Here is an 829-nt window from a genome sequence, read left to right as displayed (position 1 = left end):
GTCGCTGAACACCAGCTCGGAGACGCCCAGGTCGGCGACGTCGATCACGTCGCCCACCGTCAGCGCGACCGCGCGGTGCAGCAGGTTCTCGAGTTCGCGCACGTTGCCGGGGAAGCTGTAGCGGCTGAGCTGCACCATCGCGTCGCGCGTGAGCCGCGGCGCGGGCGACACGCCGGCATCGCGCGCGATGCGGTCGAGCACGCGCTCGCAGATCGACGGCAGGTCCTCGAGCCGCTCGCGCAGCGGCGGCACGCGGATCTGGATCACGTTGAGGCGGTAGTACAAGTCCTGGCGGAACTTGCCGGCCTGCACTTCGGCGCCGAGGTCCTTGTGGGTCGCGCTCAGCAGCCGCACGTTGACGGCCTGCTCGACGACCGCGCCGACCGGGCGCACCGAGCGCTCCTGGATGGCGCGCAGCAGCTTGCTCTGCATCGCGAGCGGCAGGTCGCCGATCTCGTCGAGGAACAGCGTGCCGCCGTTCGCGGCCTGGAAGAAGCCCTCGCGGTCTTCGTTGGCGCCGGTGAACGCGCCCTTGCGGTAGCCGAAGAACTCGGCCTCGAGCAGCTGCTCGGGAATGGCGCTGCAGTTGACCGGCACGAAGGGCTGCCCGGTGCGCGGGCTGATCTCGTGGATGGCGCGCGCCACCAGCTCCTTGCCGGTGCCCGACTCGCCGTTCACCAGCACCGGCGCCATGCTGCGTGCCACCTTGTCGATCAGCTGGCGCACCTGCTGCATCGCCTGCGACTGGCCGGCCATGCGCGCGAGCGCCTGGCTGACCGGGCCGGCGTGGGCCGGCGGCGCCACCGCTGCGGGCAGCGATGCGACCGGG

The 829-nt window shown here is 71.9% G+C and carries 1 protein-coding gene; it reads right to left on the bottom strand.

The genetic code is table 11. The features are described from left to right. On the bottom strand, positions 1-829 hold an 829-nt coding region (locus tag AC1D01_RS37025; RefSeq protein ID WP_477874843.1), incomplete at both ends, for a sigma-54 interaction domain-containing protein.

The organism is Rhizobacter sp. P3_B12, from assembly GCF_056402895.1.
Note: the sequence above shows the minus strand (reverse complement) of the source record. Positions and strands in the feature narration are given on the sequence as shown.